This window comes from Kordia antarctica (genome assembly GCF_009901525.1).
Taxonomy (GTDB): domain Bacteria; phylum Bacteroidota; class Bacteroidia; order Flavobacteriales; family Flavobacteriaceae; genus Kordia; species Kordia antarctica.
In genome coordinates, this window is sequence record NZ_CP019288.1 from 1,894,234 (window position 1) to 1,915,117 (window position 20,884).

Here is a 20,884-nt window from a genome sequence, read left to right on the forward strand (position 1 = left end):
ACAATAATAAGTTTTTACTTACGTTAAGTTAATTATATTAACGAATATAAAATTTTAAACTATTAAATTATGAAAAAAAAGAATTTAAGTAAGTTGAACTTAAAGAAAAGTATTGTTTCTGAATTGAATAATTCAAATAAAATTATTGGAGGGAAAGAGAAATCAATACATGAGACAAATTGTAATCTATGCCCACCTACTGATTCAGATGCATGTCCATCAGCTAATAATGATTGTACACCACCACCTCAACCCTCAGAAAAGATTACTTGTGGTATATTTTGCTCTTTAGCCGCTTGTTATTTAAACATATAAAGCAAAGAACCTTTCAGCAAAAAACTGAAAGGTTCTTATAAAAATACTTTTAAATTTTAGTTCTTATCACTCAAGAAACTATAATTCTTAGCATAGTACAACATTTGGTTGTCAAATGCCGCTGGTTGTTCAATTGTAATCGCTATAATTTCTCCTGCATCATTTGTTTCTGGAGTTAACACAGGATTTACAAATCCACCATTAGGATTTGCCTTAAATTGGTCATTACGCTTCAATACTTCCGTATGCATTTTCTGGTCTACTTTTACTCCGTAACCTTCTACTAAAGCTCTTGCAGCTTCAAAATCTCCTTCAGATTTGATTCGTTGTGTTTCACGTAATAACTGACCAAATAATTCACGTAATTTTACATAATCAGTAATGTTGTAATACGATTTTCCGTCACGTGTTACTTTTTCAATTACGTTATCTTTTTGTCCTTTTTCAAAAACCCACGCAGAAACCCATTGTCTGTTTACCATGTGATCTTCTTCTACATCATCACCAATTTTTAAACGAATTAATTGTGTCATCAAACCATTTCTGATATAGCCATCATACGCAGCTTTTCCAACACCTTCAGTATCTTCAACCAAGCCAAGTTCTTTTAGTTTTGGATCCATTAAATAGTATAATCCAACTAAATCAGCTCTTCCTTCTTCCATAGTAGAAGCATAGTTTTTCAAGGTTTCTTTTGGTTGCCCAATTCCAGGATTTATCTGTCCAGAAGCATGACCAATTACTTCATGTAAAGATGTATGTAATTTATCAGCAAGCTTTCCATACTTTTTTTCTAATTCATACTCTTCATCATCATGAACAAATTCTTTTAATCTTCCAGAACCTCCATTTTGTCCATACGCATTGATAATATTTGCCAAAGAAACTGATTTAGAACCATGTTCTTGACGAATCCAATTGTTATTTGGTAAGTTTACGCCTATTGGTGTTTTCGGTGAAGCATCTCCAGCTTCTCCTGCAACATTAATAGATTTATATGTTACACCAACAACATTTTTCTTTTTATGACTATCAATTAATGGAGAGTTATCTTCAAACCATTGTGCATTATCAGATAAGACTGCCATTTTCTTAGACATGTCAACATCTTCTATTTGTATAATACTCTCGTACGAACCTCTGTATCCTTTTGGATCATTATATACTTCAATAAATCCATTGATCCAATCAATGTTTCCTTCTGTTGAAGTTGCCCAAGAAATACAATATTGATCCCACGTATCTAAACTTCCAGTTTTGTAATATTCAATTAATAAACCTAATGTTTCCCCTTGTTTTTCATTTTCGGCAACACCTTTTGCTTTTTCTAACCAATAAATAATTTTATCAATTGCGTCTCCGTACATTCCGCCAGATTTCCATACTTTTTCAACAAGTTTTCCATCTTCACGAACTAGTTTAGAGTTCAATCCAGCTTCTACTGGTTGCCCTTCTGGACCTTTGTAAGCCGTTTTGTAAAATTCTTCTACATCAGCAGTTGTAATATCTGCTCCATAAAAGTTGACTGCTGACGCTAATACATTATCAACACCATCTTTTTTATTTACTTTTTTAGTGTCTTTATCATTGAAAATGACGTCTAAAGCTTCTCCTTTTAATTCTGTATTTGTGGATGCTAATAAACTATCTACAAGATACGATTTATCAAATTCAGGCTTTAACTTATCGTTTGAATTATGATGATGAATTCCGTTAGAAACCCAAACCATTTTCAAATATTCTTCAAAAGCTTTCCAATCATCCGATTCTTTATCGCCTTCATAATTTACATACACATTTTCAAGTGCTTCTCTAATCGCTAAATTATGTCGGTAATTTTGGTCCCACATAATATCTCTCCCTGAAAGTCCAGCTTGCGTTAGGTAATAGACTAACTTTTTTTCTTTCAATGTCAACGCATCAAATCCAGGTATTTCATATCGTAGAATATCTACATCACCAAATTCTTCTACTTTGAACTCCATTCTTCCATCTTCAGCTACTTCAATAAATTGAGCTTCATAAGGATCTGTTTTTACCTCTTCTTCTTTTTGTGCACAAGAAAATAGCATTCCTGCGACTAATGCTACTCCTACAATTGATTTTAATTTCATCTGTTAGTTATTATCTGTTTCTTATTTGGTTTTTGAAAATATGAAAAAGAAAGCGTCTATTTTGTATAAAATCGCTATTCTTTATGCTACAAATGTAATCAATTCAATAAAACATTAAAAATTTGTACATTAGCATTACTAACTAATATCCGAATAATATGAAAATTCTAAAGTATGTACTACTATTACTACTTGTACTTATTGTTGCTGGAGCTATTTTTATAGCAACAAGAGCAAATGATTATGATGTTGTAAGAAGTAAAGTGATTAAAGCTCCTATTACTACCGTTTTTAATAATATTAATGATTATAAAAATTGGGAAGCTTGGGGACCTTGGATGGAAGAAGATTCTACCATTGTAGTAACGTATAACGAACAAACATCTGGTGTTGGCGCTAATTATTCATGGACAAGTGATAATGGACCAGGAAAGATGAAAACGGTAAGTCTGACACAAAACAAATCTATTGAACAAGAAATGCAATTTGGTGATTATGAACCAACTGATGTCTATTGGACATTTGAAGAAGTTGAAGAAGGAACGAAAGTAAGTTGGGGAATGAAAAGTGATAAAACTGCTTTTGTTTTCAAAATGTTTGCTGTGATGGGCGGCGGAATGGACAAAATGTTGGGCGATATGGAAGAGAAAGGACTCAATAGTATTGAACGTGAAGTGCTAGCCGAACTTGAAAAAAATCCTCCAAAACAATTCCGATTAAGCGAAGTAACACAACAACAATTAACCGCGAAGAAATTTATTGGGTTTCATCAAAAAACGACTACGGATGCTGTCATGGAAGATATGTCGAAGTTGTTTATGGAATTTATGCCAAAAGCCGGAATGTACGCCGCTAAAAATAAACTAGAAAGCTATACACCTGGTTCTTTATTTATAAAATGGGATGAAGAAACTAAAGAAGCCGAATTCTACATTGGTCTTTTAGTTGATGCTGAAACTAAGCTTCCTAAAGAAAAAGGAATGATCGTAACTAAAATTCCTGCTGGAAATTCTGTGAAGATTTCAAAATATGGACCTTATGGAGTTGGAGACTATGAAGCACATACTATGATTGGAACATATATAGGAAAAAACAATCTGACACAAAATGGTCCAATTTGGGAACTATATGTAAATGATCCTATGAATGTAAAACCTGAAAATGTACAAACAGATATTTATTATCCTGTGAAATAAAATCATCTATAAATTTATACTTGAAGATTGTCTAAATTGTAAGCAATGACTACTTTTAGACAATCTTTTTTATTTGTGAAACTCAATTTTAGGAAGCTTTTCAAAGTGTATTCAAAATTGTACGTTGAACTAATTTCGATTGAATAAAAGTAACTACATGAAACAACTCTTATTAGTGTTCCTTGGCGGCGGATTTGGAAGTGCATTGCGCTTTCTATTGGGCAAATATCTTAACAATGCTGGAGCTGGAATTCCGTATGGAACATTTGCAGCTAATGTTTTAGGAAGTTTGTTAATTGGAATCATTTTAGGATTGGCTGCCAAAAACGAAGCTATTAGTGAACAACATACGTTATTACTTGCCACAGGATTTTGTGGTGGTTTTACAACATTCTCCACATTTGCCTACGAAAATCATGTCTTATTAAAATCAGGCGATTTCACAACTTTTTTCCTTTATACGATTGCTAGCTTTGTAATTGGTTTTGCAGCTGTATTTTTAGGGTTGTATGTGGTAAAGTATTTTTAATTAATCGCGTATCCGTAAAGTATACTAAAGCGCGTCAGTTTCAACTTTTTGTTGATTTGTTTTTTGTTAATTCGTTAATTCGTTAATTCGTTAATTCGAAAAAAACATTTTCACATTTAAAACTCAACATTTAGCATTTAAAATTCTTTTCACTTTTCATTTCGACTTCGCACAACGCAGCGCACTTTTAACTCTTCACTTTTAACTTTTAACTCTTTAGTGTTTCTCAAAAGCCTTCACACCTGCATTAATTTCCGTCTTTAAAAAGTTGACTCTTGGCGGAACAGGACACGAATATCGATCGCTGTACGCGCAATATGGATTGTATGCGTTGTTGAAATTAATTTCGATGGTATTTCCTGCCGGAATAGTTAAATCAATATAACGTCCGCCGCCGTAACTTGCAAATCCATTCGTTTCATCTGTAAATGGTAAAAACAAATCGTCTTTGTATTTTGGGTCTTGATTTGGGTCTTGATTTTTATAGATTTCTAATGAATATTCTTTTCCATTAAGTTTGAAAGTTGCAATTCCGTAACACTTATAAATTGGTGTTCGTGCAGTAGAAGTCTTCATTTTGAAAGGCTTTGAATCTGGTGTCAGCTTGAAACTTGCCGTTACTTTGAAAGTGTCGTTTACTGGGAAAAACGCTAATGCATTAAAGGTTTTCAAATCTTTTGGCTTCAAAGGTGATGTAGAAGCATCTTTATATTCCGCATTCAATTCTCGCTGAAATTCAGTTTCTCCTATAAGTGCTGTTTTTTCTTGTGAACAGCTCACATTCATTACTAAAACACAGAGTATCAGAAAGGTATTTTTCATCAGATATAATTCAATTTAATTAGACAATTTTCAAAATATAATAAATCCAAAAATACAATTTGTCATCAAATAATTGAAGGTTTTTATTTTTTGTGTACAATTTTTATGTAGTTTTGAATTCAAATACAACAAAAATGACAATTATCACAGTAAATAAGTATACACAAAGATCTTCTTGGGAAAGGAGTTCGGACACTTATATATTGTGTTGATATAACTATCACATATAACAATTTAAAAAGTCCGACTTCGCAGTCGGACTTTTTTATTTTAGTGAAACTCAATATTGGGAAGCCTGATAAGGCGCACTCAATATTGTTAGTTGAACTAACTCCGCTGAAGAGCGGAGTCTGTTTAAAAAGATTTAAAAAGTGTTATTCTGAATCAAGTTCAGTTTGACGAAAATTATCCTTTTCAGACAACATCATTAACTAACAACCAAAAAACACGAATCATGAAAAAAATGTATGCCAATTACATTGATTCATTCAGAGGATTATCAAAAGAAATATGGTTTCTAGCTTTAATTTCACTTGTAAATAGAGCAGGAACAATGGTCATTCCATTTTTATCATTGTATATAACCAAAGAATTGGAATTCAGCGAAAGCGATGCAGGATCTATTCTTGCCTTTTTTGGAATCGGATCGCTATTCGGATCATTTTTAGGTGGAAAATTAGTAGATAAGATTGGGTTTTATAAAATAATGATTATCAGTCTATTTATCACAGGATTTGCCTTTATAGGCTTACAATACGTAACTTCATTTTGGGGATTGTGCTTTGCAATCTTAGGACTTATGACAATTGCCGATATGTTTCGTCCTGCACTTTTTGTTTCGCTCAAAGCGTATAGCAAACCTGAAAATCAAACACGTTCATTGGCGTTGATTCGTTTGGCTATTAATTTAGGAATGGGAATTGGACCAACATTAGCAGGTTTAATTATTGTCTCAAAAGGATATAATATGTTGTTTTGGATAGATGGTATTACGTGTATTGTTGCAATTTTTATTTTTTACTTGTTAGTGAAAGAAAAGAAACGTCCGCCAATTGCTGAAAATGTTGCTGTAATTGCATTAGAAAAAAACGCAGTTTACAAAGATAAAAGTTACTGGGTTTTTATAGCAATTTGCTTTTTTATAGGAATGGCTTTTTTCCAATTGATTATCACAATGCCAATTTATCAAAATGTAGAGTTTAACTTGACAGAGTTTGATACAGGATTAATTATGTTCATCAATGTTGCGATTATTGTCGTGTTTGAAATGCCTTTTATTAATTATTTAGAACGATTAAAAGTCTCTAATACAAAGATGATTATATATGCTTCATTATTATTTGGATTGAGTTTTTATGTACTTGTATGTAATTTCTGGATAGGAATTTTAATCGTTAATATTGTCGTTATCACCTTGGCAGAAATGATCGGATTTCCGTATACAAATTCATATGCAATTAAAAGAGCAAAAGAAGGTTTGGAAGGAAGTTATATGGCGTTGTACGCGATGGCATTCTCGTTGGCACATATTTTTAGTTCAAAATCTGGATTAGAAATTGTGGCAAATTTTGGACATCAAGTCAATTGGTTTGTCACAGGAACATACGGAATTATCGCGATGGTATTATCAATGTGGTTACACAATCGAACTAAAAAAGGAATCTAATACTAATTAAAATAATAGTATAATGAATTTAAATCAAGTTACTATTTCGTCTACAAATGTTGCCAACGCAACTGAATTTTACAAAAAACTAGGATTGCGTCTTATTGTAGAAGCACTTCCTAGATATGTTCGGTTTGAATGTCCTGATGGAGAAGCCACATTTTCGATTCATCATGTAGAAAAAATGTCTGAAAGCAACAATATTACGCTTTATTTTGAAGATGAAAATTTAGACGCAACAGTCAAAGAATTACAAACAAAAGGAATTAAATTTACAAGTGAGCCTGAAGACAAATCGTGGAAATGGCGTGAAGCACATTTGAACGATTTAGATGAAAATAAATTGATTCTTTTTAAAGCTGGAGAAGACAGGAAGAATCCGCCGTGGCGAGTTTCTTAAGTTGTCAGTTTTCGGTTTTGGGTTTTGGGTTTTGGGTTTTCAGAAACGTCACTTCGAGTAATTTTCAAAGAAAACTGTATCGAAAAATGTTTAGAATTCGAAGTGTTTCTCGATGCACCAAATCACAGATTTGACACTCGAACTCAGTCTTTCTAACAACCTAACAAGTGCAATAATCCAAAAGTGAAGCAAGTCTAAAAACCTAATGATCTATTTTTGCCACAAATTCACGAATGCTTTTTAATTTCATTATCGGCAAAATTACAAATTTGCGCAAGCGTGTGGGAAGCTGAATCAAGTTCAACTTGACGGAAAATATTGAAAGTCTAACATTCTAAGAGCGAAGCAATACCAAAATACTAAAGGCAAAGCCGTTTCCAAAAGCGAAGCGAGTCTAAATTATTTCAACACCGAAAACTCAATCTTCGAATCATTAAATACTGTATGTGTTTGATTTTTGAAATCTTCTTCGGTTGCTTTGTAAATGTTTGGCACAAATGTTTGCGGATTCAAATCAATTAATGGAAACCACGTACTTTGCACTTGAATTTGCACTTTATGTCCTTTCTTAAACGTATGAAATACGTCTTGTAATTTAATATTCACAGCCGTTTTTTCGTTTGGCACAAATGGTTCTGGAATTTCAAAACTGTTACGAAAACGTCCGCGCATTACTTCACTTCTCACCATTAAATGATAATTGCTTAGTTTCAAATGATCTTGCATGCCTTCTTCTTGTTCTTCTGTATCATGCGGATGCACATCTACCACTTTTACAATCCAGTCGGCATCAGTTCCTGTAGTTGCGACTTTTAGTTTTGCTAAGATATCTCCCGCAAGGGTAAAATCTTCTGTTAAAACTTCTGTTTCAAAAATTAATACATCTGGACGACGCGCTGCAAAACGTTGATCGTCTGTCATATATTTTCTTGGTGTAAATACCGTTTTGATATCTTCCGAATACGGAACAGGACGTTTTAAATCACTAATAAATACTTCTTTTGAATCACCTTTTTTAGTTTTTGATAATTCTTGATTTGCATTTAAAAATAGGTCTTGCTTCACAATATTTTTTGGTGGCCAACTTTCAAAACTGCTCCACTCTTTCTTTCCTGAATCAAAAACATACGCTTCTGGCAAACCAGAATTTTTACTTCCATCACCTTTTAAGAAATGATTGAAGAATTTCGTTTCCACATCACGCTGAAAATTCAATGAAATAGAATCTCCAAAATAGTAGTTTCCAACATAGTTTTTCTCTTTACTACTTGCCCACTTTCCGTGATCCCAAGGTCCAAAAACTATAGTATTATAGCCATCAGGATTGTTTTTCTCAATCGCTTTATAAGTTTCCAAAGGTCCATATAAATCTTCTGCATCAAAAAAACCTCCAACAATCATAGTTGCTACCGATGATTTAGAATATTTTAAATTCTGAATCAAGCCTTTTGGTTTCCAAACACTATCATAGTTTGGATGATCGATAATTTCTTTCCAAAATACATCATCTATTTTATCAGATTTCGAAGTAATTACATTGTCCAATTTTTCATATTCAAAATAACTATTCAAATTGCTTAATGGACCAGCATCTAAAAAGAATTGATATTGATCTTCCGTTCCTAATTCTGGTAATTTGTACCAAGCAGAATCTTTTGGCACTTCTTTCATTGTTCCAAATAAAGAAATCGCTCTAAAGTAACTTAGTAAAAATGCACCATTGTGATGGAAATCATCAAAAAAGAAATCGCCAATACATGCTTGCGGAGAAGATGCTTTTAACGCTGGATGCGCATCAATTGTAGCATATGTTGCGTAAAAACCTGGATATGAAATTCCCCAAGTCCCAACATTTCCATTGTTATTTTCTACATTTTTCACCAACCAATCTATCGTATCATATGTATCTGAAGATTCATCAATTTGTGTGTTATCAGTTTTGTTTGGAATGTACGCGCGCATATTATCATATATACCTTCACTCATCCAACGACCACGAACATCTTGGTATACAACAATGTTTCCTTCTTTCATTAAATGCACATTCGGGCCAATTTTCTCTTTGTATTCATTCTCGCCGTAAGGCTTACAACTATAAGGCGTACGCATCATTAATATTGGATATTTTTGACTTGTATCTTTTGGAGAATAAATAGTTGTATGCAATTTGATTCCGTCACGCATTTCGATCGTAACTTCCTGTTTATCGTAGTTGTTTTTAACGTATGTTTTTTCAGCTTTGGCAGTTTCAGCCTTTACTGTTTCTTGGTCTTTACAAGCCGTTAGTAAGAGTACGAATACTAAAGTCAGTCTAAAAAAGGATTTTATCATGGGAGTTGATTAATTTTTAATGGCTAAATTTACAAAATTATAATCGCTATCAAATCGCAATGAGAAAAATACTAATACTTTTAACGTTTACATTATTCGCTTTCAGTTGTCAAAATAACACTTCGACTCCACTCAATGTACAAGTAGAAAATAACGAGAAACAATTTCCGAAGCTTGAACCGAATCGTTATAATGTTGGTTTTTTAATTATGGATGGCGTGTTTAACACAGAATTGACAGCGCCTTTTGATATTTTTCAGCATACTATTTTTCGTGAGAATATTAAAGCAATGAACGTTTTCACAGTCGCAAATACTGATGAAGCTGTAACTACGTTTGAAGGCATGCGAATTTTGCCCGATTATAATTATTTGAATGATAGTTTACCTAAGATTGATATTTTAGTGATTCCAAGTGCCGAACATCATTTAGACACCGATTTAGACGATAAAAAAATGATTGCGTTTGTACAGAAAGTTGCCAAAGATGCTGAATTTGTAACTTCGCATTGCGATGGCGCTTTTGTATTAGCCAAAGCTGGATTGCTTGATAATGTGGCTTCCACTACATTTCCGAGCGATATTAAAAAAATGCGCGAAATGTTTCCGAAATTAGATATTAGAGACAACACACTTTTTGTGCATGATGGAAAATACATTACATCAGCCGGCGGCGCAAAATCATTTGAAGCTGCACTATATTTGTGTGAATATTTATACGGGAAAGAAATTGCCAAAAGTCTCGCTGGTGGATTGGTGATTGATTGGACATTAGACGGTTATCCGCATACAATAATTAAAGAATAATATGGAAGAAGAAATTAAAGACAATTCACAACGTAGTTAAAGATATTACAATGATTTTTATTACGACAATATGTATAAATGTAATCTCAATTTTACTCTTGATTTATCAGAATCATGTGTTACAAAATTATGATAATACAGCCGCAGAATTGTCCAAAATTGAACTCTTAGATATAATTGTTCCTATTTCTGGTGTTTTTCAAGTGGTCATATTTATAGTTGCAATTATATTTTTTGTCCGTTGGTTTAAAAAGGCTTATGGAAATCTTATCCGAAGACATCAACCCATGGAATATAGCGAAAATGGTTCTGCATGGGGATTTTTTATTCCTATTATAAATTTATATCGCCCGATTACAACTGCGAAAGAAATCTATTTAAAAACACAACATGCGATTAAAGAATATAATTCTAATTTTAAAGTAGACACTGAAACTTCATTTATTGTAGTTTGGTGGATTCTTTATATAGTAAATAATTTTTTTGCGAATTATGCTTCAAAAAAAATAGATGCAGCTTATGATATTCCAACTTTTGTAGATGCCAACACATATTTGATTATTTCTGAAGTCATTTCTATTGTTGCGATTTTAGGAGTATTATATTTAATTCACAAGATTACAAAGGTGGAAACGCTGCTTAAAGAAACTAATGAATCTGTTTCTAGTATTGACGAAATCGGAACACCGATAGTGTAAAAAATCGTGCTACATTATTTTTATAAGTTTGATATTTTTGTTGATGGATCTTTTGTAAATATTCTTCCTCTAATCGTACTTGAATTTGAATTAAAATGTTTGTAATGATGAAGAAAAACAACGTTATATAATTCGGTTGCATTAAAAATAACCCAAGTAAACTCAACAACATTCCTAGAAATATTGGGTTTCGAGAGAATGCAAACATTCCCGAAGTAATTAAGTTTGTTTTTTCTGTTTGATCGATTCCAATTCGCCAAGAATCTTTCATTTGATATTGTGAAATTACGGTTATGATGAAAGAAATTAGACATGAAATAATTCCGAGACAATTCACGAAAGTGTATTCAAAAAAAGAATTAAACGCATCTTTTTGAAACATCATGAACAGTATATAAAAGAATATCGCCAGAATCGTAATTCCAAAATATTTTCCAATTAGCCCATACGCAGAATCATCTTTAGGTAATACTAATGCTGACTTTCCAATCTTTTTGGAAGTGACAATACTTTTTAGAATAAAGGCACTAAAAAAGTACCCGATAAAGAATATCGGAATGAAATAGTATAAAAATGTGTTCATTTTTTTTTGTTTAATTGTAGGGTTTTGAGTAAAAAATCTCAATACTCAATACTAAAATCTGAGAACTAATTAACCACAGACTTTACATTGTTTTTCATCTTTAACCTCGCCAATTAAAAATCCTTTGTCGTTGAGTTTATAATCGCAGCAATCCATATATCCTTGAACAATGAGTTTGCGTCCGCGTTGTATTTGCGATTTCACAGTTGCCAATGGCAAGTTTAATTGAGAAGCAATTTCGGCTTGTTTTATTCCTTTGATATCCGATAACAATAACGGATTTCTATATTTTTTCGGTAGATTTTTGATAATTCCTGGTAAGCAATCTTTTTCGGAATGTGTATAGGTTTCATCACTTGCAATTGTTTCTTCTTTTTCTAAAGGAATTTCTTTGTCAGATTTTCGAAAATAATCTAATACCGTATTTCTGCTCACGCTCAACAACCACGATTTCACTTTGCGTTCATCTTTAATTGTAGTGAGTTTTGTATGCACTTTGATGAATACTTCTTGTACCAAATCGTCTGTGATTTGAGTATCTTTTACCTTACTCATAATCAAGCGTTTTACATCTTCTGCATAGGTTTCCCAAACTTCCGTAGTTGTCATATTATTTTCTCTTTTGTTGAAAAAGCCCAAACAATTGCTCGTTCAGGCTATGAAATTATACTATTTGATTAACAATTACAGTTTGTACACGTACAATTTTCGCATGTACACTGATTGCATTCTCCGTTTTTACAGTTGGTACAATTGCATGTACAGTTTTTATGATTTTCCATCGTGTTTAATTTTTTAAAGTTCATATAGTAGACGAAAAATGATTGAAAAAGATGCATTCTTTATTAAAATTCATGTTTTTTTATTTTAATTTGATGTAGTTAGTTGTGATTTACATCAAAAAATCTCATTAAAAGTAACTATTGGACTCATCCTTAATTGTAAGTATTTTAGCTATGTATTGAATCGTCACAGACTCAACATAAAATACTTATATTCAATTAATTAAAATGTTTTCAAACTAATTAATTCTTCTCAATACGGAAACCCGTAAGGAAATGTAAAATATATTTTATATAATTGTCCTATCAAAAATATAGGAATTTAATGACAGTTATAGAGAAGCTCTTTTTGTATTTACGGAAGCAGCACATTTATATAGACAAGAAAGAGTTTACTTTTCAGTTTGAATCTCATCCTGAATATCCATCGCTCTTGGCTGTTAGTGATACATTAAATTTCTTTAATATATCAAATGGCGCATTGCACGTAGATGCTGTAGATTTTAAGCTGTTACCAAAAACATTTTTTACAAAATTACAAGAAACCAATACAGACACATTAACGCTTGTAGAAACCAAACAGTCTGATAATCAATATCGTATATATCAAGGTTCGAAAGTAAAAACCGTATCTAGAGATTCTCTTTTGCAAAAGTGGAAAGGTATTGTTTTTCTAATAGAAAATTCTGAGGAAACCCGTACACATTCAACCAAAATTAAAGAAAAGCATATTCTTCTTCTACTTTCATTGCTCTCCTTCACATTTTTACTTCAATATAGTTTCAAAAATTTTGCTCAGCTATCTTTTTTAATGTTTCCAATTTTAGGAATTTTACTTTCGTTAGCAGCTTCAAAAAAAGTATTCAATTTTAATAATTCATTCTTAAATCAGTTTTGCAATGGAAGTGAAACGCGTAGTTGTGACACTGTTCTTGATTCTTCTCAATGGAAGATTTTTCAAAAAATAAACCTCAGCGATCTTAGTATCGCATTTTTTATAGCTCAATTTTTCATGTTCTTTATTTCAGAAGCTACGCAGAGTTTGACGTATTATTTTGAGATCCAGAAAATAGTGCTTTTAACGACTTTTCCAATAGTATTTTTATCCGTTTATTATCAAAAATTTAGTATCAAAAAATGGTGTCCAATTTGTGTATCCATTGCTGGAATAATTATTATTGAAGCCTTGTTTGTCTACGTAAATTACGGAACTACTTTTTTACTTTTTGATTTTTATCAATTCAATCGATATGTATTTTTCTCGCTTCTTAGTTTACTTTCTTGGTATGTTGTTAAAGAACAATTTATAATAAGAAATCAATTAAAAAGTGAACTTATTCAAGTCAATAGATTTAAACGAGATTATACAATTTTCAAAACCGTTTTAACTTCTAAAAACGCGTATACAATTCCTAAAACTGCAATTAGTTTAGGAAATGCAAATGCCGAACTCAAACTCATCTTAATTACAAGTCCTTTTTGTGGTTATTGTGAAGAACCTTTTCGTATGCTTCTACGTTTACTTGAGCAATATAAAGATCGGTTATGTGTTGAACTTGTGTATAATATCAACTTAGAAAAAATAGATGTAGGTGCTAAATTAATGTTGCAAAATATGCTGTATATACAGCAAGAGTTTGGCAATCAAAAATATGTAGAAGCCTTAAATTATTGGTATGAAGTAAAAGATATTTCGCTATGGCTTAAAAAATATAAATTCAAATTTGACACAAAAACTATTGATAAAACATTACTAACTCAACGTTCATGGTGTGTTGCAAACAAGTTGACATTTACGCCATGTCTTTTCATCAACGAATTTCAATTCCCTAAACAATATTCCCTTAATGACCTTCCTTTCTTCATTGAAGATGCACTAGAAGATTTTGCTAATAACCCAGCGATAAGCCGAAAAGCTGTAAACAGAGTAGGCACTATAATCAACTCAATTTAATTATTATTTTATGAAAACAATTAATTTAAAAAACACGCAACAAATTAGCAGGAGTGAAATGAGAGAAATCATTGCTGGATTTGGAAATGCTCCTTCTCTGATGGACGAAACCGCTACTGTCACATGTAATGATAACACAGAACATACGATTTCGAGTTGTGATGAAATGGAGGTGAAATGTGCTACACGTGGAGGAGCAAAAATTTGTTCTGGTGGCGGAAATTGATGATAACTAACTATATTATCATCTTAACACTATTTTCATTTATTTTTTTGATGAAAATAGTGTATTCCTATCATTGCAGTATTTAACAAAAAAATATTTTTTTTATTAAAATTACATGTACTATTTTTATTTTATCTAATAGTACTTGTATACTGCAACTGTTTCAAAACCATATACAACAAGTATGATTATTATAAGTATCATAACTGAATTTATTTTATAATAATATTAGTTTTTCCGTTCTAAAAATAAGGTTTAACCTTTAGCTTATTACGTGATTGCACATTTTATTTTTATAAGATTTTAAGTAACTTATAAGCATAGTTCATTTAAACTTTTCAAAATGTCAAAAAAGCTCTTATCCATAGCTCCAATTGTTATCATTATTCCTATTATATGTATAACAATGTTTATTTTGAGTTCTTCAAAAAATCATGAAGAAAAAGATTCACAAATTATAATCGAAGAAAAAATATCTGACCCTGAATTAACTTTTGGTAAGCCTATAAAAACCAATAATATTGTAGTTATAGGTAAATCAGATGATCCAGGAGTTTTTAAACGTCCAAATTTTATAAACGACACGTATCTTTTCGGAAGACCACATAAAGATTTGGAAAAGAATATTCAAAACGATTCAATTACTTTTATCCTTAAAAAAATAGATAAACCGTTACTTATGGAATTTTCTCCTAGTGGCGATAAAAAATATTTCTCTACTATTATATATATTTCTCCTAATGATACAGTTCTATTTGAGGTTAAAAATAATAAGTTGATATTTACTGGAAAAAATGCTACACAAAATAATTTGTATACAAAATTGGAAGCAGAAACACTTGAATATGGCAAAACACCTTATGAAGACAACTTGCTTTCTTATAAAGAAAAGATAAAAGCTGTTTATGAAGATAAGAAACAATTTTTCAATAATTATATTTCTAAAAATAAAGTTTCTAAAGAGTTTATTTCCGCATTTGAGAAGCTTTTAAAATATGAATATTATGATAATTTGGCAAGCCCTAGAAATGTTATGGTAATTTCAAAAAATGGCGATTTTTATGTAAATGATTACAACGCATTACCTACTTTGATTGAAAAAGAATACCTAAACAGCGAAATTCCATTTGACAGTGATGCATATTTTGACGGTCTTTCTGTTAAAGATTTTCAAGACATCGAAGCAATGCGAAATACGCACTTTTTTAAAAATAGTATTAGTGTATTAGTTCAGCATCACTTTACAAAACATGATGCTCCTTATTATTCAGAAGAAAGATTTAAAGCTGAAATAGATTTTACAGAAAAAAATTTTAAAGGTAAAATTAGAGACTATATCATTGGAAGAATGATTTGGGATTACTATAATAAAGGCTTTGCTTTTGGTTCACAAAATATAAACTTTATGGTTAATGTAATAGATGAATATATGGCCTCAGTTGAAGGCAAAGAAACACACATTACTGCCATGCAAGAAATCAAAAACGACATTCTAACCTACGATTTTGAAATGTCTGAATCTGCTCTGAATTCAAAAATGATCAATCATGTTGGCGATACAATTACGTTGCGTGACATTTTTAATCGTTCCAAAAAACGTATCAAAGTAGTTGATTTTTGGGCAAGTTGGTGTCCGCCATGCATTAAACAAATTCAAGAAAGCAAACCTTTTAAAGATCGCCTTTCGGTAGAAAATAATGTAGAATGGATTTATCTTTCTATTGATACTGACCGTGAAAAATGGTTAGAAAAAGGAAAACAACTCGATAATTTTTTGAATTTTAGAAATTCATATGTACTCGTAAAAGGGAAAAAATCGTCATTAGCGAGAGCACTTCAAGTGCATCAAATTCCTAGATATGTAATCTTTGATAAAAATCATAAAGTGATTGTAAACAGCGCACCAAGTCCGTCCGATGAAGAAGTTTTTGAGCGAATTATTGATGATGCACAATCGCCAAAACCTATTCGGTAGAAGATTTATGATTTTTAATCGCTTTCTTATAACGCTTAAGTTCTTCTTTTACTTTTGGCGCTAATAAGTACAATCCGATCATATTTGGGACTAACATTGAAAACACCATTGCGTCTGCAAAATCAACAACAGCTTGCAAACTTGCTGCCGCACCAATAATTACAAAAATGCAAAAAATAGTTTTATACGTATATTCCGCTTTTTTACTTCGACCAAATAAATATGACCACGCTTGATGTCCGTAATACGACCACGAAATCATGGAAGAAAACGCAAATAATATGACGGCAACTGTTAACACATATGGAAACCAAGAAATTCCGCTTTCGAGCGCGTTAGAAGTCAAAATAGCACCTTGTTCATAGGAAACTTCGGTTCCAACACTAATCTGTCCTGTGATAATTAATACGAGTGCTGTCATGGTACAAACGACAACTGTGTCAATAAAAGGTTCTAATAAAGCTACCAAACCTTCACTAGCTGCGTAGTTGGTTTTTACAGCTGCATGCGCAATGGAAGACGAACCAATTCCTGCTTCGTTGGAAAATGCCGCACGTTTGAATCCTTGAATCAATACGCCAATAAATCCGCCTGCAACACCTTCATAACTAAATGCACCATTATAAATTTCGCCAAATGCCGCTGGAATACTTTGGTAATTGATTCCTAGAATAATTAAAATGGCAAGTACATAAATCGCAACCATTACAGGAACAACTTTATCCGTGACTTTTGCAATCTTTTTAATGCCGCCAATAATTACAATTCCAACAAAAATTGCCATAATAAGTCCGAATAACCAACCTTTTCCGTAAAACATACTTTCTTCGCCGCCAGTTACATACTGAAACAATTGAAACGCCTGATTTACCTGAAACATATTTCCGCCACCAAACGATCCGCCAATGCACATAACTGCGAATACAACTGCCAAAATTTTTCCCAAACGTTGCAAGCCTCTTTCTTTCAAGCCTTTACTTAAATAATACATTGGTCCGCCAAATACAATGCCGTTTTCGTCTACTTCTCGGTATTTCACGCCAAGTGTACATTCCACAAATTTGGATGCCATTCCTAAGAAACCGACGAGAATCATCCAAAATGTTGCGCCAGGTCCGCCAATAGATAATGCAATGGCAACGCCAGCAATATTTCCAAGTCCGACAGTTGCTGATAACGCGGCTGTTAAAGCTTGAAAATGTGAAACTTCGCCATCACTTCCTTCCACACGAATTGTGTCAGGATTATCGTTATTTTCGGTTGTAGAAACGGATTCAGAAACTTCTACTTTATGATCGCTTTCCAAATCGTCATAATCACCTTTGACAACCTTGATTGCCGTAAAGAATCCGCGAATGTTGATAAACTTAAAATAGCCAGTAAAATAGCTTGCACCAATAATCAGTACAATTAAAACCCACGGAATTCCGATTTCGCTCGTGATCGGAATTTCTGCAAAAATTGCATCGGTAAACCAACTTGTGGCATTTCTGAAATTTTCATTGATCCGTGTATCTAACGATTGTGATTCCTCTTGCGCATATGCTACAAAAGGTAGAAAAATACTAAGGAAAATTAATTGTACTGATTTCATCTGTTCACTTATTTGATTGTGCTACGAAGATGAAACCTAAAATGAGTTTAGAAAAGGTTACGCAGTGCTGTTTTTAATGTTTTCAATGATTAAGTATGTGATTAAGTAGTGTGATTTTAATAGCTAAATAATTTAATTTTTAGAGAAATTATACATCATTATAATACCTAATCGTAAAATTCTATACGAACAGATTTTGATATTCTTTATAGAACCTTTAAATTTAAGAATTAAGTATATTATTCATGAATCAGAATACAAAATTTTAAATATGGGGCAAAAAAAAATACCAATTACAGATGAAAGGACTCAATTCCTTGAAACTTATGGCGACTTAAAAGATGGCAAAATTCAAAGAGAGCTATTGTTCGTACAGACTTTGCAGTTAGATAAATTAGAAAAAATCCGTTCGAACACTTCAAAGCTCGTTTGGTGGCTTGTAGTGATTCCAACTCTTCTTTTTATTTTAGCAATTATATTTGGCGGGTTTAGATAGTTTTTCAACTTAAATAATATGGAGATTTCTATAGAAATTCTATTGACTAATCACACGAAATAGTAGCGAATTGTAGCAGTTTGTTTTCGATTGCGTACGCAATAAGTTGCTCTTTTCCTGCCGAGCCGCTAATGTTCAATATTTTTTTGATTTGATATACATGTGCCTGAAAACCATCAACGCTAATGTGCATGGCTTCGGCGATTTCGGTGTACGATTTTTTCGCACCACAAATACCTAAGTTTGCCAATACTTCTTTTTGTCTATCTGATAATTCAATTTTTGAAGCTTCCTTGAGTTTGGCAACTTTCTTTTTCTTTCGATCTAGTTTTTTGGTTAAGGATTGAATGGTATCAATGTGACTTTCATTCGCAATTTTCAACTTTTCGTTTTCTGAATGCAATGCAGTACGTTCAGTTTCAAGCAGTGCAAATTCAGATTGTTGTTGTTCTTTTTCCGATAGAAATTTCCAACTGTATAAAAGAATTGAAAAGAGAAGAATAAAGATAAATTTAAACGATAATGACGTAATAATTCCGATCAAACTCCAATTGGACAAACTTATAAATTCTTCCACCATTTCGTGCGGAATGATTCTGTGTGAAACCGCAATTACGATCAACACAAATAAAGAAAAACAGGGTAAATACATGAATTTCATCTTCCGATTGGTAAATGCTTTGTTCAATTCATATAGTAAAGCCAACGCGACAACTAGCGAAATCGGAATGTCAATCAGCCAAATAAAACTGTTACTAATTTCTTGATTATTGTACGAAGTTGCAATGAAAACAAACGCGATCATGAAAAATATTCCGCAGAATAACATCATAAATTCTTTTACAGAAAAACGTTCTACAATCCTGACAATCATGTTCCGTTCTTTTTGATGTTCAATAGATGGCAACGATAAAAGAATAAATAACGAATTGATTAACGAGATAAAAACACTCCAATATACCAACCATTTGGAAGTTGCAGAAAATGCAGCGTAATTGATTAAAATTAAGGTAACTAACGCGCCAATTCCCCAAGAAAAAATCGCCAATCCAAACCATTTAATACCACTAATTGTATTCAGGTTTTGCTGTTTTCGTTCTTTTTCGTAAATACGTTGAATGACGAATGCGGTGAGCAAACAAACAATTGCCGTTACCGTAGATTCTATGTGCGCGTACATGTTTTTGGTATTGATTGATGTTTTAAAGGTAACTAATTTCGAGTAATTTTTGACGGAAACATGACCTGTTAAACTCTTTTTAAATTTTGTATTGTATTTTTGTAAAATGTCTGAAGAGAATCTTCCAATATCAACAAATCTTGATACAACTGATTTGCAATTGCAATTAGAACAGTTGCAACGAGAATTTGACACGATTGAACAAAAAGTGCAAGAATTTAAAGCACTACTCTATTCACATTTGGCAGACGAAATTGTGGAAGTGCAAGAGTTGACAGTAATTTATAAGGAATTGAAACTTGCTAAAAAGCAAAAACGTGTGTTACAGAAACAACGCGGAAAAAAGTATATCGCTCCAAAAGGTTTAAAAGTAGTTTCCGCGTCAAGCGAAAAAACAATCAATACTGAAGATTTGCAAGAGAAAAAACGCTTGTACAAAGAAGCGATGTTTCATGTGCATCCAGATAAATTTTCTATGAAACCTGAACATACCGAATTGGCAACGGAAGTTACTACCAAGTTGATTCAGATCTATAAAGAAGATGATTTGGAAACGTTAAAAGCGTATCATGCGCATATTTTTAGCAATGTTTCTTTGACTGAACTTACAAAAACTGCAAACGTACAAATTCACGCAAGTGAAACTTCACATATAAAAATTGCGATTGAAACTCTCAAAGCAAAATTACACCAACTAAAAAATTCTTCATTGCATAAAATATTGACAGAATATGAGAATCCGTATGTTTTTATTGATGAATTGAAAGTGTATTATAAAGACAAACTTTCCAAGCTTCGGAAGCGAACTCGAAAGGCTTTTAAGTAATGTTAAAATTTAGACTTAAACAAATGTTAAATAAGGTTTTACCGTAATGAACTCGCTAATGTTTTGTTTAATTTAATGCTTATTAACCAAAAAAAAATATACTATGTTAAAGTCAATTTTAAATTTAGAAGGAGTCAAATCATTAAAAAAATCTGAGCAATCTTCAATTAAAGGAAGTAATGGAAGATGTAATGTTTTTCTGTGTACTCCCGAAAGTGAAGGATGCCCTTGTTATGACAATCCTAATTCTCCAGATGGTCGTGGTTGTTGTATGAATGGTGAATGTACAGACTAATAATTTAGCACTATTGCACACTCTTAGGATTGCCAGGGCAGAATCATACTTTTTAAGACAATATAATCATTTATTTGCCTGATTATTAATTGTTTA

20 protein-coding genes are annotated in these 20,884 nt (G+C 32.1%); 13 read left to right on the top strand and 7 right to left on the bottom strand.

Going from position 1 to position 20,884, the window contains the following annotated elements; all coding sequences use genetic code 11:
- Nucleotides 1-69: 69 nt before the first annotated feature.
- A complete protein-coding gene (locus IMCC3317_RS07565) occupies nucleotides 70-315 on the top strand; it encodes a hypothetical protein (protein ID WP_160128924.1) in 246 nt (81 codons plus the stop codon).
- Between the two features lie 56 nt (nucleotides 316-371).
- Here the strand turns inward: IMCC3317_RS07565 and IMCC3317_RS07570 are convergent, their stop codons facing one another.
- Complete coding sequence (locus IMCC3317_RS07570; RefSeq protein WP_160128925.1) at nucleotides 372-2,429, bottom strand: dipeptidyl-peptidase 3 family protein; 2,058 nt, start codon at nucleotides 2,427-2,429, stop codon at nucleotides 372-374.
- A 158-nt stretch (nucleotides 2,430-2,587) separates the two neighbouring features.
- On the opposite strand from IMCC3317_RS07570, the gene IMCC3317_RS07575 reads away from it, so the two are divergent.
- Together IMCC3317_RS07575 and crcB are read left to right on the top strand one after the other, a co-directional pair.
- Complete coding sequence (locus IMCC3317_RS07575; RefSeq protein ID WP_160128926.1) at nucleotides 2,588-3,625, top strand: SRPBCC family protein; 1,038 nt, start codon at nucleotides 2,588-2,590, stop codon at nucleotides 3,623-3,625.
- Between the two features lie 157 nt (nucleotides 3,626-3,782).
- Nucleotides 3,783-4,154 (top strand): fluoride efflux transporter CrcB, encoded by a 372-nt coding sequence (gene crcB, locus IMCC3317_RS07580; RefSeq protein ID WP_160128927.1) that lies wholly within the window; start codon nucleotides 3,783-3,785, stop codon nucleotides 4,152-4,154.
- Nucleotides 4,155-4,370: 216 nt separating this feature from the next.
- Here crcB and IMCC3317_RS07585 read toward each other — a convergent pair whose 3' ends face one another.
- Nucleotides 4,371-4,976, bottom strand: a complete 606-nt coding sequence (locus IMCC3317_RS07585; RefSeq protein WP_160128928.1) for a DUF1684 domain-containing protein — start codon at nucleotides 4,974-4,976, stop codon at nucleotides 4,371-4,373.
- 454 nt (nucleotides 4,977-5,430) lie between these two features.
- Between IMCC3317_RS07585 and IMCC3317_RS07590 the strand changes: the two genes are divergently transcribed.
- Together IMCC3317_RS07590 and IMCC3317_RS07595 are read left to right on the top strand one after the other, a co-directional pair.
- The gene (locus IMCC3317_RS07590) at nucleotides 5,431-6,642 is read left to right on the top strand and encodes an MDR family MFS transporter (RefSeq protein WP_160128929.1); all 1,212 of its coding nucleotides are present in this window, start codon (nucleotides 5,431-5,433) and stop codon (nucleotides 6,640-6,642) included.
- A 22-nt stretch (nucleotides 6,643-6,664) separates the two neighbouring features.
- Complete coding sequence (locus IMCC3317_RS07595) at nucleotides 6,665-7,042, top strand: VOC family protein (protein ID WP_160128930.1); 378 nt, start codon at nucleotides 6,665-6,667, stop codon at nucleotides 7,040-7,042.
- A gap of 399 nt (nucleotides 7,043-7,441) precedes the next feature.
- Here the strand turns inward: IMCC3317_RS07595 and IMCC3317_RS07600 are convergent, their stop codons facing one another.
- Nucleotides 7,442-9,373 (bottom strand): CocE/NonD family hydrolase, encoded by a 1,932-nt coding sequence (locus IMCC3317_RS07600; protein WP_160128931.1) that lies wholly within the window; start codon nucleotides 9,371-9,373, stop codon nucleotides 7,442-7,444.
- 59 nt (nucleotides 9,374-9,432) lie between these two features.
- Here IMCC3317_RS07600 and IMCC3317_RS07605 point away from each other — a divergent pair, with 59 nt between their 5' ends.
- Together IMCC3317_RS07605 and IMCC3317_RS07610 are read left to right on the top strand one after the other, a co-directional pair.
- Nucleotides 9,433-10,179, top strand: coding sequence for a DJ-1/PfpI family protein (locus tag IMCC3317_RS07605; RefSeq protein WP_160128932.1), 747 nt, complete (start codon nucleotides 9,433-9,435; stop codon nucleotides 10,177-10,179).
- A gap of 50 nt (nucleotides 10,180-10,229) precedes the next feature.
- Entirely contained in the window at nucleotides 10,230-10,877 is a 648-nt protein-coding gene (locus IMCC3317_RS07610) for a DUF4328 domain-containing protein (protein ID WP_160128933.1), read from the top strand.
- Here the strand turns inward: IMCC3317_RS07610 and IMCC3317_RS07615 are convergent.
- Together IMCC3317_RS07615 and IMCC3317_RS07620 are read right to left on the bottom strand one after the other, a co-directional pair.
- On the bottom strand, nucleotides 10,843-11,460 hold the full coding sequence (locus IMCC3317_RS07615) for a methyltransferase family protein (protein ID WP_160128934.1): 618 nt from the start codon (nucleotides 11,458-11,460) through the stop codon (nucleotides 10,843-10,845). The genes IMCC3317_RS07610 and IMCC3317_RS07615 overlap by 35 nt on opposite strands.
- A gap of 69 nt (nucleotides 11,461-11,529) precedes the next feature.
- Nucleotides 11,530-12,069, bottom strand: coding sequence for a sigma-70 family RNA polymerase sigma factor (locus IMCC3317_RS07620; RefSeq protein ID WP_160128935.1), 540 nt, complete (start codon nucleotides 12,067-12,069; stop codon nucleotides 11,530-11,532).
- Between the two features lie 498 nt (nucleotides 12,070-12,567).
- Between IMCC3317_RS07620 and IMCC3317_RS07625 the strand changes: the two genes are divergently transcribed.
- The 3 genes from IMCC3317_RS07625 (at nucleotide 12,568) to IMCC3317_RS07635 (ending at nucleotide 16,397) form a co-directional block, all read left to right on the top strand.
- Nucleotides 12,568-14,196 carry a vitamin K epoxide reductase family protein gene (locus IMCC3317_RS07625; protein WP_160128936.1) on the top strand — a complete coding sequence of 543 codons (1,629 nt, stop codon included), beginning with the start codon at nucleotides 12,568-12,570 and terminating at the stop codon, nucleotides 14,194-14,196.
- A gap of 10 nt (nucleotides 14,197-14,206) precedes the next feature.
- Entirely contained in the window at nucleotides 14,207-14,422 is a 216-nt protein-coding gene (locus tag IMCC3317_RS07630) for a hypothetical protein (RefSeq protein WP_160128937.1), read from the top strand.
- Nucleotides 14,423-14,765: 343 nt separating this feature from the next.
- Nucleotides 14,766-16,397, top strand: coding sequence for a TlpA family protein disulfide reductase (locus IMCC3317_RS07635; protein WP_160128938.1), 1,632 nt, complete (start codon nucleotides 14,766-14,768; stop codon nucleotides 16,395-16,397).
- Here the strand turns inward: IMCC3317_RS07635 and IMCC3317_RS07640 are convergent.
- The gene (locus tag IMCC3317_RS07640) at nucleotides 16,387-17,991 is read right to left on the bottom strand and encodes an alanine/glycine:cation symporter family protein (RefSeq protein WP_160128939.1); all 1,605 of its coding nucleotides are present in this window, start codon (nucleotides 17,989-17,991) and stop codon (nucleotides 16,387-16,389) included. The genes IMCC3317_RS07635 and IMCC3317_RS07640 overlap by 11 nt on opposite strands.
- 271 nt (nucleotides 17,992-18,262) lie before the next feature.
- On the opposite strand from IMCC3317_RS07640, the gene IMCC3317_RS07645 reads away from it, so the two are divergent.
- Nucleotides 18,263-18,487 carry a hypothetical protein gene (locus IMCC3317_RS07645; RefSeq protein WP_160128940.1) on the top strand — a complete coding sequence of 75 codons (225 nt, stop codon included), beginning with the start codon at nucleotides 18,263-18,265 and terminating at the stop codon, nucleotides 18,485-18,487.
- A 46-nt stretch (nucleotides 18,488-18,533) separates the two neighbouring features.
- Here the strand turns inward: IMCC3317_RS07645 and IMCC3317_RS07650 are convergent, their stop codons facing one another.
- Nucleotides 18,534-19,667, bottom strand: a complete 1,134-nt coding sequence (locus IMCC3317_RS07650; RefSeq protein WP_160128941.1) for a helix-turn-helix domain-containing protein — start codon at nucleotides 19,665-19,667, stop codon at nucleotides 18,534-18,536.
- A gap of 106 nt (nucleotides 19,668-19,773) precedes the next feature.
- Here IMCC3317_RS07650 and IMCC3317_RS07655 point away from each other — a divergent pair, with 106 nt between their 5' ends.
- Both IMCC3317_RS07655 and IMCC3317_RS07660 read left to right on the top strand, forming a co-directional pair.
- Nucleotides 19,774-20,493: a hypothetical protein gene (locus IMCC3317_RS07655; RefSeq protein WP_160128942.1), complete on the top strand. Its 720-nt coding sequence runs from the start codon at nucleotides 19,774-19,776 to the stop codon at nucleotides 20,491-20,493.
- Between the two features lie 103 nt (nucleotides 20,494-20,596).
- Nucleotides 20,597-20,788, top strand: a complete 192-nt coding sequence (locus IMCC3317_RS07660; protein ID WP_160128943.1) for a hypothetical protein — start codon at nucleotides 20,597-20,599, stop codon at nucleotides 20,786-20,788.
- The last annotated feature ends 96 nt before the right edge of the window (nucleotides 20,789-20,884 follow it).

What these genes read in the sequence shown, in the direction of transcription:
- IMCC3317_RS07615 (WP_160128934.1), bottom strand. Translation starts at nt 11,460, where the DNA reads ATGAACACATTTTTATACTATTTCATTCCGATATTCTTTATCGGGTAC.
- IMCC3317_RS07590 (WP_160128929.1), top strand. Translation starts at nt 5,431, where the DNA reads ATGAAAAAAATGTATGCCAATTACATTGATTCATTCAGAGGATTATCA.
- IMCC3317_RS07600 (WP_160128931.1), bottom strand. Translation starts at nt 9,373, where the DNA reads ATGATAAAATCCTTTTTTAGACTGACTTTAGTATTCGTACTCTTACTA.
- IMCC3317_RS07605 (WP_160128932.1), top strand. Translation starts at nt 9,433, where the DNA reads ATGAGAAAAATACTAATACTTTTAACGTTTACATTATTCGCTTTCAGT.
- crcB (WP_160128927.1), top strand. Translation starts at nt 3,783, where the DNA reads ATGAAACAACTCTTATTAGTGTTCCTTGGCGGCGGATTTGGAAGTGCA.
- IMCC3317_RS07630 (WP_160128937.1), top strand. Translation starts at nt 14,207, where the DNA reads ATGAAAACAATTAATTTAAAAAACACGCAACAAATTAGCAGGAGTGAA.
- IMCC3317_RS07610 (WP_160128933.1), top strand. Translation starts at nt 10,230, where the DNA reads ATGATTTTTATTACGACAATATGTATAAATGTAATCTCAATTTTACTC.
- IMCC3317_RS07620 (WP_160128935.1), bottom strand. Translation starts at nt 12,069, where the DNA reads ATGACAACTACGGAAGTTTGGGAAACCTATGCAGAAGATGTAAAACGC.
- IMCC3317_RS07635 (WP_160128938.1), top strand. Translation starts at nt 14,766, where the DNA reads ATGTCAAAAAAGCTCTTATCCATAGCTCCAATTGTTATCATTATTCCT.
- IMCC3317_RS07645 (WP_160128940.1), top strand. Translation starts at nt 18,263, where the DNA reads ATGGGGCAAAAAAAAATACCAATTACAGATGAAAGGACTCAATTCCTT.
- IMCC3317_RS07585 (WP_160128928.1), bottom strand. Translation starts at nt 4,976, where the DNA reads ATGAAAAATACCTTTCTGATACTCTGTGTTTTAGTAATGAATGTGAGC.
- IMCC3317_RS07655 (WP_160128942.1), top strand. Translation starts at nt 19,774, where the DNA reads ATGTCTGAAGAGAATCTTCCAATATCAACAAATCTTGATACAACTGAT.
- IMCC3317_RS07595 (WP_160128930.1), top strand. Translation starts at nt 6,665, where the DNA reads ATGAATTTAAATCAAGTTACTATTTCGTCTACAAATGTTGCCAACGCA.
- IMCC3317_RS07575 (WP_160128926.1), top strand. Translation starts at nt 2,588, where the DNA reads ATGAAAATTCTAAAGTATGTACTACTATTACTACTTGTACTTATTGTT.
- IMCC3317_RS07565 (WP_160128924.1), top strand. Translation starts at nt 70, where the DNA reads ATGAAAAAAAAGAATTTAAGTAAGTTGAACTTAAAGAAAAGTATTGTT.
- IMCC3317_RS07570 (WP_160128925.1), bottom strand. Translation starts at nt 2,429, where the DNA reads ATGAAATTAAAATCAATTGTAGGAGTAGCATTAGTCGCAGGAATGCTA.
- IMCC3317_RS07625 (WP_160128936.1), top strand. Translation starts at nt 12,568, where the DNA reads ATGACAGTTATAGAGAAGCTCTTTTTGTATTTACGGAAGCAGCACATT.
- IMCC3317_RS07650 (WP_160128941.1), bottom strand. Translation starts at nt 19,667, where the DNA reads ATGTACGCGCACATAGAATCTACGGTAACGGCAATTGTTTGTTTGCTC.
- IMCC3317_RS07640 (WP_160128939.1), bottom strand. Translation starts at nt 17,991, where the DNA reads ATGAAATCAGTACAATTAATTTTCCTTAGTATTTTTCTACCTTTTGTA.
- IMCC3317_RS07660 (WP_160128943.1), top strand. Translation starts at nt 20,597, where the DNA reads ATGTTAAAGTCAATTTTAAATTTAGAAGGAGTCAAATCATTAAAAAAA.